Annotated in this window: 10 protein-coding genes and 1 pseudogene; 10 read left to right on the top strand and 1 reads right to left on the bottom strand. The window is 35.8% G+C overall.

The window, feature by feature from the left end; translation table 11 throughout:
- The 3 genes from ACO5GE_RS07175 to ACO5GE_RS07165 form a co-directional block, all read left to right on the top strand.
- The coding region (locus ACO5GE_RS07175; RefSeq protein ID WP_484830237.1) for a DUF4368 domain-containing protein at nucleotides 1-1,745 on the top strand (1,745 nt) is incomplete at its 5' end.
- A 73-nt stretch (nucleotides 1,746-1,818) separates the two neighbouring features.
- Nucleotides 1,819-2,031: a helix-turn-helix domain-containing protein gene (locus ACO5GE_RS07170; RefSeq protein WP_484830236.1), complete on the top strand. Its 213-nt coding sequence runs from the start codon at nucleotides 1,819-1,821 to the stop codon at nucleotides 2,029-2,031.
- Nucleotides 2,028-3,284: a DNA cytosine methyltransferase gene (locus ACO5GE_RS07165; RefSeq protein WP_484830235.1), complete on the top strand. Its 1,257-nt coding sequence runs from the start codon at nucleotides 2,028-2,030 to the stop codon at nucleotides 3,282-3,284. The genes ACO5GE_RS07170 and ACO5GE_RS07165 overlap by 4 nt, the downstream gene beginning before the upstream one ends.
- Here ACO5GE_RS07165 and ACO5GE_RS07160 read toward each other — a convergent pair.
- Nucleotides 3,281-4,156 carry a hypothetical protein gene (locus ACO5GE_RS07160; protein WP_484830234.1) on the bottom strand — a complete coding sequence of 292 codons (876 nt, stop codon included), beginning with the start codon at nucleotides 4,154-4,156 and terminating at the stop codon, nucleotides 3,281-3,283. The two genes, ACO5GE_RS07165 and ACO5GE_RS07160, sit on opposite strands and share 4 nt — an antisense overlap.
- 90 nt (nucleotides 4,157-4,246) lie before the next feature.
- Between ACO5GE_RS07160 and ACO5GE_RS07155 the strand changes: the two genes are divergently transcribed.
- The 7 genes and pseudogenes from ACO5GE_RS07155 to ACO5GE_RS07125 all read left to right on the top strand — a co-directional run bounded on the left by ACO5GE_RS07155 (nucleotide 4,247) and on the right by ACO5GE_RS07125 (nucleotide 9,420).
- On the top strand, nucleotides 4,247-4,510 hold the full coding sequence (locus ACO5GE_RS07155) for a DUF3847 domain-containing protein (RefSeq protein ID WP_484830233.1): 264 nt from the start codon (nucleotides 4,247-4,249) through the stop codon (nucleotides 4,508-4,510).
- Nucleotides 4,511-4,752: 242 nt separating this feature from the next.
- Complete coding sequence (gene mobQ / locus ACO5GE_RS07150; RefSeq protein ID WP_484830232.1) at nucleotides 4,753-6,387, top strand: MobQ family relaxase; 1,635 nt, start codon at nucleotides 4,753-4,755, stop codon at nucleotides 6,385-6,387.
- Between the two features lie 103 nt (nucleotides 6,388-6,490).
- Nucleotides 6,491-7,201: a replisome organizer gene (locus tag ACO5GE_RS07145; RefSeq protein WP_484830231.1), complete on the top strand. Its 711-nt coding sequence runs from the start codon at nucleotides 6,491-6,493 to the stop codon at nucleotides 7,199-7,201.
- A gap of 133 nt (nucleotides 7,202-7,334) precedes the next feature.
- Nucleotides 7,335-8,162: an ATP-binding protein gene (locus tag ACO5GE_RS07140; RefSeq protein WP_484830230.1), complete on the top strand. Its 828-nt coding sequence runs from the start codon at nucleotides 7,335-7,337 to the stop codon at nucleotides 8,160-8,162.
- A 61-nt stretch (nucleotides 8,163-8,223) separates the two neighbouring features.
- Nucleotides 8,224-8,397 (top strand): transposon-encoded TnpW family protein, encoded by a 174-nt coding sequence (locus ACO5GE_RS07135; protein WP_484830229.1) that lies wholly within the window; start codon nucleotides 8,224-8,226, stop codon nucleotides 8,395-8,397.
- An 11-nt stretch (nucleotides 8,398-8,408) separates the two neighbouring features.
- Nucleotides 8,409-9,263: pseudogene (locus ACO5GE_RS07130) on the top strand (VirD4-like conjugal transfer protein, CD1115 family); the annotation flags it as partial.
- Entirely contained in the window at nucleotides 9,250-9,420 is a 171-nt protein-coding gene (locus ACO5GE_RS07125) for a hypothetical protein (protein ID WP_181975800.1), read from the top strand. The pseudogene ACO5GE_RS07130 and the gene ACO5GE_RS07125, both read left to right, overlap by 14 nt.
- Nucleotides 9,421-9,526 lie beyond the last annotated feature (106 nt).

Genomic DNA, 9,526 nt, shown 5'->3' with positions numbered 1-9,526 from the left:
AATACGCAAAGAAAAATCATTTGGAGAACATCATTCATTTTACCGATGACGGAATTAGCGGAACGCAGTTTGATCGTCCGGGCTTTATGGCAATGATGAATGGAGTCAATCAGGGAAATATCGGTTGTATCATCGTAAAGGATATGTCAAGACTTGGCAGAGATTACCTCAAAGTCGGTCAATGTATGGAGATACTAAGACAAAAAGGAGTTAGGCTCATTGCCATCAACGACAATGTAGATAGTTTTTACAAAGACGATGATTTTACTCCATTTCGAAACATTATGAACGAGTGGTATGCGAGAGATACCTCAAGGAAAATCAAGTCTACATTCAAAGCTAAAGGAGAAAGCGGAAAGCATACAGGAAGCAGTCCGCCCTATGGATATATCAAAGACAAGGACGATAAAAATCAGTGGATTATAGACGAGAAAGCCGCAGAGGTTGTCCGGAGAATATTTCATCTGACAATGGACGGAAAAGGACCCTATGCCATTGCAAGAATATTGGAAGCCGACAAGATAGATATACCCGCCTATCATCAGCAGAAATTGGGATATGGACTACATCAAAGCAAAGTGTTTGAATATCCGTATCGTTGGTGCAGTTCCACGATTGCAAGTATCTTAAAAAAACAAGAATATTTAGGGCATACAGTCAACTTCAAAACAAGGAAGCATTTCAAAGACAAGAAAAGTAAATATGTATCCGAAGATAACTGGCTCATCTTTGAAAACACCCACGAGCCAATCATAGACCAAGAAACCTTTGATAATGTGCAAAGGATAAAAGGGAATGTAAAAAGATATCCCGATGGTTGGGGAGAATATCATCCGCTAACAGGACTTATGTATTGTGCAGATTGTGGAAGTAAAATGTATGTGCATAGAACAAGCAATTATAAGAATATCCCTTATTATACTTGCAGTGCTTACACAAAAGTACCTTGTGGCACACTTTGTTCATCGGCACACCGAATAAAGGCAGAAATTGTATTAAGGCTCATTCAGAATACCTTACAAGACATTAAGCAAACCCTTGATAAAGATAATGAAGCGTTTATCCACAGTATTCAAAACGAAATGGAAGAATACGAAAAAAGAGAAATCGAAAAGAAGAAAACAAGACTTATAGAGGGAACGTGCAGACTTCAAGAATTAGAACGCTTAATGTGTCGAATTTACGAAGATATGATATTGGAAAAGATACCAAGTACAAGATATGAAATCTTAAATAATCAGTACGAAAGCGAACAACGAGAACTCAGCAAAGAAATAAAACAATTAGAAAAAGCCGTTGAGCAATATGAAAAAGAAATCGATAGAGCCAAGAAGTTTATCAAACTAATCAGTCGTTACGAAAATTTTGATGAACTGACACCGACAACCATCAATGAATTTGTAGAGAAAATTTTAATTCACGAGCGAGAAAGGAAAGGTAGTCAAACAGCAAATCAAAAAATTGAAATCTTTTTCAACTTCATTGGCAACTATGAGCCACAAAAAGAAGAACTATCTCAGGAAGAAATGAGAAAACAAAAAGAGCAAGAAGAAAAGGAGAAAGCAAGAAAAGACAGGCTTCATCAAAACTATCTCAAGCGTAAAGAGAACGGCAAACAAAAAGAATACGAAGAAAGGTACAAAGCAAGAAGAGAGGAGAAAAAACAGGAAAAACTCAAAATGCTGAAAAGGAGCGGAATACCGATAAATGAGTACAACAATAATAAAGAAAGATTAAAATGTTGATTGATGAAAAGTAATAAAATTTTATTGAGAAGTCGTCATTTTTATGGTATCCTATTCGAAAAGGTGGTGAACTATGGCTGTTAATTATAAAAAATTATGGAAAATACTAATAGATAAAAATATGACAAAGTATGATTTGCATATTAAGAGTGGGATATCTACAAGCACAATTTCAAAAATGAGTAATGAAAAGTATGTTTCTTTAGAAGTTCTTGAAAGAATTTGCAATGTATTAGATTGTGAAATTGGTGATATTGTTGAATTTGGAGGAAAAAGTAATATATGAAATTTAAAGAAAAGAGGGTTTTATCTCTATTTAGTGGTTGTGGTGGTATGGATATTGGTCTTGAGGGTGGATTCACTTGCTTAAAAGATTCAATAAACCTGAACATTCATCCAACTTGGATTGAGGAAGATTATGGGAAGTGGGTTAAAGTTAGCGAAACAGGATTTAAAACAGTTTTTGCTAATGATATAAGAGATGATGCGAAAGCTGCTTGGGTATCATATTTTAAACAGAGATATAGCAATGCAAATGAAATATATAATGTTGAAAGCATTGTTGATTTAGTAAAAAGACATAAGAATGGAGAACAAATTTTTCCTGAAAATATAGATGTTGTTACTGGTGGATTCCCTTGTCAAGATTTTTCTGTGGCAGGGAAAAGGCAAGGTTTCAACTCGTTGAAAAGCCATATAGGAGAAAAAATATCCTCAGAGGAAGCAAATGTTGAGAATAGAGGGCAATTATACATATGGATGAAAGAGGTTGTAAGTATAGTTAAGCCTAAAGTGTTTATTGCTGAAAATGTAAAAGGTTTAGTTAGTTTGGAAGATGTTAAAGAAATAATTGAAAATGATTTTTCAAAGGCGGCAGATGGTGGATACTTAGTTATTCCTGCAAGAGTTTTGCAAGCTGCTAATTATGGAGTGCCACAATCAAGGGAAAGAGTTATTTTTTATGGTTTTAAAAGAAGTGCATTGACTGATGAGGCAATACAACACCTAACTAATATCAGCGACCATAGCGATATAGACCCATATCCTATTCCTACACATAATTACAGTTTAAACAATATTTCTTTGAATCCATTTGTTACTTCTGGTAAAGCTATTTGTGATTTGAAAGAACCGGATTTTACGACTGATAACTCACAAAAAAAATATTCAAAAGCAAAGTTATCTAGGGGGCAAGGAAATGTTGAGATAAAATTAGATAATGTTTCACCGACTATTAGATCAGAACATCACGGGAATATCGAATTTAGGAGATTAGATATTGAAAATGGTGGAAAATATGTAGATGAAATAGAAAAGGGACTAGAGCAAAGAAGATTAACAATAAGAGAGTGTGCAAGACTTCAAACTTTTCCTGATGATTATCAATTTATTTTGGAAAAGACAGAGAAAAATATTGCTGTAAGTGCTAGTTCGGCATATAAAATAATAGGAAATGCGGTTCCTTGCGTTTTAGCATACAACATAGGTAAAACACTAAGTGAAAAATGGGATATGTACTTCAAAAAAGAAACAGACTAATCATCTGTTTCTTTTTTTATCATAGATTGTATTTTGGATTTAACAAGGGCTTTCTCTTCTTTGCTATATTCATCGTAAATTTCGAGAAAATCTAAAATGAATTTCCGAATGTTATTATTAAACCAAGGTTCAGTTTTTTTTACTTTTTCACTATTCAAAAGTATATCAATCCATCGTTTAGATAAAACGCCCTGCCAATCATCGATTAAAGCTAATTTATTTGCTAAAGAATCGTCTACGGTATATATCAATTCATTGTTGTCAATGTTTCTATGTAGATTATTCCAAGAGATAAGTTCTTTAAAAGAAACTTGTGGTCTAGGGCTTCTGTCAGGAAACTGCATTTTAGAATTTATAGAATTTATATATTGTCCAGTTACTACTTCAATGTCTTTTGATGTATGTTTTACAAATATTACCCATTCATCAGGAACAATCTGTTGGATACTAGAACCCGGAATAGAATCGTTCTTCGTAGATTTTAGTTCGACAGTTTGATAGAAAGTAGAGCCGTTATATTTTATTTCCAAACATATGTCAGGATTAGTATAACAAGCGGATTTACTTTCCTTTATTTTTTGCTTTAAGTTTTCATCAATTTCATCGGGAAGAATAACTCTGCTAATATTATAATCTCTATATTCATCTATTGAGTGAGTTTGGTTATCTATAAAAAGCTTATTCGCTTTTGGGTCAGCAGGCAACATATTCAACTCATTTTCTATAACAGATTTTAAATACTCTTTTAAGGGACGATCGGTATTTGCTTCGTCAGATTGAAAAGAGACAGTAAGTAGATTCTCTTTTTGTGAATTTAAAAATATCTCTAATTCAAACATATAAAAGTGCATAAAATAAGATTGGTTATTCATATCAAATTACTCCTAAACATAAAAATTCAACTTATATTATAACTCATAATTCCAAATTTGAAAACAGTGGAAAAGAAAGGAGATATCTTTATGGTAATTAACAGTAAACTACAAGAAACTAAAAGTAAGATAAAGAGCCTACAAGAAGAACAAGAAGTTTGTGAGAAAAAACTCTTACAACTAAAAAATAGGGAAAGAAAAATCAGAAAGACTATAAGTAATGAGGAGAGAAAAAAGAGAACGCACCGCCTTATAGAGCGTGGAGCAATTCTTGAAAGTTTCATTGAGGGAGCGAGTGAGAAAAGCAATGAGGAAATAAAAGACATATTACAAAAAGTATTTCAAAAAAGCTGACTGAACAAATCGTTCTGTCAGGTAGAAAATATGAGAAAGACGGACACGGCTGTATAATCACAATTCCCTTAGATTTTCTAAGGGCGCAATTATACACCCTTTAGGTGTCCTTGCGACCTGCGGTGCTTTTACCCTTGCAGGGAGCAACTAAAAGCTAAAACATTTATATAACACATAGGCAGATAGAGAAATGAAAAATCTATCTGCTTTTCTTTTGTCCAAAATAAAAGGAGATGATAAAAATGGCAGACAGTTTTCACTTTAATATTTCAATGATAAGCAGAGGAAAAAGTAAATCGGCAGTCGCAAGTGCAGCATATATTTCTTGTGAAAAGCTGACTAACGAATGGGACGGAATAACTCACGATTACCACAATAAAAAAGGATTGTTACATTCAGAAATATTCTTGCCGGAGAATGTACCAATCGAATTAAAAGACAGGGCGACCTTGTGGAATAGTGTTGAATTAAATGAGAAAGCAATCAATGCACAGCTTGCAAGAAATTTCATTATTGCCTTACCCAAAGAATTAAGCGTAGAAGAAAATAAAAAGCTCATTGCAGATTTCATTAGGAAAAATTTTACATCAAGAGGAATGATAGTAGACCTTGCCATTCATAACGAAAATGATGAGGGAAATAACAATATCCACGCCCATATAATGACAACTCTTAGACCAATAAACGAAAAAGGACAGTGGCAAGCAAAAAGCAGAAAAGAATATATCCTTGATGAAAATGGAGATAAAGTTTTAGGGAAAAACGGCAAACCAAAGACAAGAAAAGTAGAACTCACAGACTGGAACAACAAAGGTAATGCAGAGAAATGGCGAGAAAGTTTTGCCACTCTTTGTAACCAATATTTAGAAAAAAATAATCTTGAAAAAAGAGTAGACCATCGTTCCTTTGAAAGACAAGGTATAGAAGAAATCCCAACTATTCATTTAGGAGCAAGTGCAAGTGCCTTAGAGAAAAAAGGAGTTGAAACCGATAAGGGAAATATCAATAGAGAAATCAAAAAACATAATTCTTTAGTCAAAGCTATTCGAGAAAGAATTGCAGAGCTTACATCTTGGATAAGTGAATTTTCAAAGTCGTTATTTGAAAGATATGAACAGTATAAACAGACAAGGCAAGATGAAATAGATAATAAGGCTGAATTATTTAATCTCTATGAGTACATTTCCATCTATCATGATATACAGGGAGAGAAAGCAAGAAACCTAAACCCATACGCAAGCAATAAAAAGATAGGTGCAGACCTAAGAAGATTTTCAAAAGCAAGGATATATTTGTCGGATAATAACCTTAAAACTATTGCAGACTTGCAAGAAAAAATAGGAACACTTCAAGCTAAAAACAGGTATATAAACGTAGATATTAAGACTAAAACTGTAAGGATAGAAAACTTAAATAAATGCTTTGCTTATGCGGATATCATAAAAGATAACAAGCCTATATATGATGAGTGGCGAGGAAAAACCTTATTCAAAGATAGCTTTTACAATTCGCACAAAGATGAGATAGATAAGTACAAAAGAGCAAGAGCAATTCTTGAAAAGATAACAGGCTCATCGGTGATTAAATCTAAGGACTGGCGAAAAGAAATTCAAAGCCTTGAAAGTGAAATATCTAAACTTAATAGACAATCTCAATCAATCAAAGAAGAATACGAAAGCATCAATCATATCAAGTATGCAGTGAAAACCGTAAATGATGATTATGGCATAGACTTATCTATTGAGATTGACAAGGCAATTAAGAGAGGAGAAAAGCCGAGCGTGATTGCACAGATTAAGAAATATCAAGAGCAACAGGAAAGGTATGAGCAGAAGAAAACCCAAGTTAAAGATTATTATAGGAACGAAGAACGATGAAATATAAAAATAAGATAAATTGACGCACTGTTTTGGTGCATAAGGTCTGCGTATCCATTTTGGGAACGCAGAGTAAAACTAAGAGAAAAAGAGAGGATAGAAAATGGCAGATAAAAGAATGTTTTCACTAAAGATAGTGGATAGCGATTTATTTTTAGATATGCCACTAAGTAGTCAATGCCTATATTTTCATTTATCAATGAGAGCAGATGATGACGGTTTTGTGGATAATCCAAAGAAGATAATAAAAATCATAGGAGCAAATGAAGATGACTTGAAAATTCTAATAACAAAAGGTTTTGTAATCGTCTTTGAGCGAGGAATTATCGTCATAACCCATTGGAAGATAAACAACTATATCAGAAGTGACAGGCGAAAAGAAACGATGTATGTTGAAGAAAAGCAAAGTCTAACACAAACCGAAAATGGAGCATATATCAAGGTTGAAAATCTTGGTATACCAAATGACAACCAAGTGTCAACCACTTGTCCGCATAGTATAGGTAAGGGTAGATTAGATAAGATTAGTATAGATAAGGGGAGAATAGAGCAGGCTACTCAAGTTTCCCTTTACGGAGAATATAAAAATATCCGATTAACCGATGAGGAATACCAAAATCTACAAGATAAGCTGCAAGGTTATACCAGTATGATGATAGAAAAACTATCAAGATATATAAAGAGTACAGGAAAGACCTATCAAGACCACTATGTAACAATCCTTAACTGGTATGAACAGGACAAAGAAAAACTATCACAGAAAAAAGACAGCAAGACCTATTCAACAGATTATGAGGATAGCGATACACTGTAATGCTCATAAAACAAGGTGGCAAGGCTTTTAATGGGCTTTAAGTTGCAAAGGAATATGAACCCTTAACAAAGACCACAAATAGCCCTTAAAACGCATTCCACTGCTTAATGAAGAAAAAAGGAGAAAAGAACTGATGAAATCAATAATGATAAACGGAACAGAGTTTAACTACAACGAGGAAACCCACTACGAAAAGGACGGACACATTTATTGCAAGACCTGCGATGAAAGGATAGACGGAAAACCTCTTGCGACTTTAGGTAAGACAATGATATTTAGAATATCTTGCAAATGTGACAGGAAAAGGCACGAAGAGGAAGAACTAAGGAAAAAGCAAATGGAACAGGAAAGACTAAGAGCAAATTGCTTCATTTCAAGAAACCAAATCGGATATACTTTTGAAAATGCTGATACCAATACTGATAAAGACCTTATACGAAAAGCAAGAAACTATGTAAAGCACTTTGATAAGATGAGAGCAGATAACATAGGCTTAATCCTTTATGGCGGTATCGGTAGTGGAAAGACCTATATTGCTTGCTCAATAGCTAACGAGATAATATCCAAGTATTCCTACACAGTCAAAATGCGAAACTTTGCTCAAATCCTGAATGACTTGCAAAAATGCGGTTTTGAACTTGATAGAAATGAGTACATCAACAATATAACAAATGCTACATTGCTGATCCTTGATGACTTTGGGATTGAGCGAAACACGGAATATGTCTTAGAACAAGTCTATAATGTGATAAATTCAAGGTATTTAAAGACAAAGCCGACTATCATAACAACGAATCTGAACTTCAAGGATATTGAAAAAGAGCAAGAGGATATAATGCTTGGAAGAATTTACTCAAGAATTATTGAAATGTGTCTGCCATTAAGAGTTACAGGAATAGACAGACGAAAGATGGAGAGCAAGGAAAAAATCAGGAAAGCACAAAACTTAATAGACGAGTAGAAGCGGTTAGAAAGCAAAAAATCTAATCGCTTTTTTTTTTGGACGGAAAGGATAGGGAAATATGCAAGAAAACAAAAACACAAGAATGCTAACAAAGAAGATTGGGAAAGCCACCTATGAGGTAATTGTTCACTTTAATGAAAACGCAAAAGAAACAATGCAAGATAAGATGAAACGCATAATGCTTAGAGAAATTGAAAGAGAAAAGAACGAAAATATTGCCGAAAATGATTAAAAAGTCCTTGACAAGTTGTTACAGGCAAGACCGCAAAAAGTATACTTATCTCATGCGGCGCGAGGTTAGCCCCATTCGACATTAAGGAGCTGCGCGAGCTTATGGAAACCGACGAAATGGAGCTTGACACCATAGGGGACAGAAAGACCGCCCTTTTCGTCATTATCAGCGACACCGACGACACCTTTAACTTTGTCGTGAGTATTCTCTACACACAGCTATTCAACCTTTTGTGCGACAAAGCAGATGATGAATACGGCGGGCGGCTTCCCGTCCATGTGCGCTGCCTGTTAGATGAATTTGCGAATATTGGGCAAATCCCCAAATTTGAGAAGCTAATCGCAACCATACGGAGCCGGGAAATCTCCGCGTCAATCATCTTGCAGAGCCAGTCACAGCTAAAGGCAATCTACAAGGACAACGCCGATACCATAGTCGGCAACTGCGACACCACGCTTTTCTTGGGCGGCAAGGAAAAAACGACGCTCAAAGAAATATCGGAGATTTTAGGCAAAGAAACCATTGACAGCTTCAACACTTCCGAAACCAGAGGGCGGGAGCTTTCGCATGGGCTGAACTATCAGAAATTGGGAAAGCAGCTTATGACGGAAGATGAAATCGCAGTCATGGACGGAGGGAAATGTATCTTGCAGCTACGCGGGGTGCGCCCGTTCTTTTCGGACAAATTCGACATAACGAAGCACCCGAAATACAAGTACCTGTCCGACGCAGACCCGAAGAACGTCTTTGACATGGAAAAGCACCTTAAACGCCGCCCCGCCATTGTCAAGCCCGACGAGGTTTTTGACTATTACGAGATTGACGCAGCAGACTTACAGGAGGACGCAGACTATGAGGAAACGTAGAGCAGAGGAAAAACAAAAGCAGCTTGAACGGTTTTTAATGAATGTTGCGGAAGCCGCCGACGCTGCATTATGGGAGTATTGGCGGGAAAAGGAAGCGGAACACCGCTGTTTTGCAACGGAGTATGTCACGCGCCGGGGGCTTATCCCGCAACAGTGACAGCATGGCAGACCGCCGGGACAGGGGAAGCTACACTTCCCCTACGCTGCCTTGCGGCAGCTACCCCTTTGTGAACTTGCGGGAAGCGAACACCTTGCTATGCAAG

The organism is Filifactor sp., assembly GCF_057248345.1.
The sequence above is the reverse complement of the archived record's forward strand: the minus strand, read 5'-3'. Positions and strand labels throughout refer to the sequence as shown.